Source organism: Ochrobactrum sp. SFR4 (assembly GCF_019730395.1).
In the GTDB taxonomy this organism is placed as follows: Bacteria; Pseudomonadota; Alphaproteobacteria; order Rhizobiales; family Rhizobiaceae; genus Pseudochrobactrum.
This window is the reverse complement of record NZ_JAAPBB010001377.1, coordinates 1-236: the sequence shown is the minus strand read 5'-3', so window position 1 is coordinate 236 and position 236 is coordinate 1. Positions and strand designations below refer to the sequence as shown.

The following is a 236-nucleotide window of genomic DNA, read 5'->3' as shown; positions in this document are numbered from 1 at the left end:
GGCCCTGGCGATCCGGCTGCTACCGGTGAATATGCTGTACCAACTATCCAGAAGCTGATCGAAACCGACATTCCGCTGTTTGGTATCTGCCTCGGTCACCAGATGCTGGCACTGGCAGCAGGCGGCAAAACTGTGAAGATGCATCAGGGTCATCACGGCGGCAACCATCCGGTTAAAGACCATACAACCGGTAAAGTTGAAATCGTTTCGATGAACCACGGCTTTGCAGTGGATGC

1 protein-coding gene is annotated in these 236 nt (G+C 53.8%); it reads left to right on the top strand.

The features are described 5' to 3' along the window. A partial coding sequence (locus HBA93_RS23535) for a glutamine amidotransferase-related protein (RefSeq protein WP_221724821.1) occupies positions 1-236 on the top strand: 236 nt, incomplete at both ends.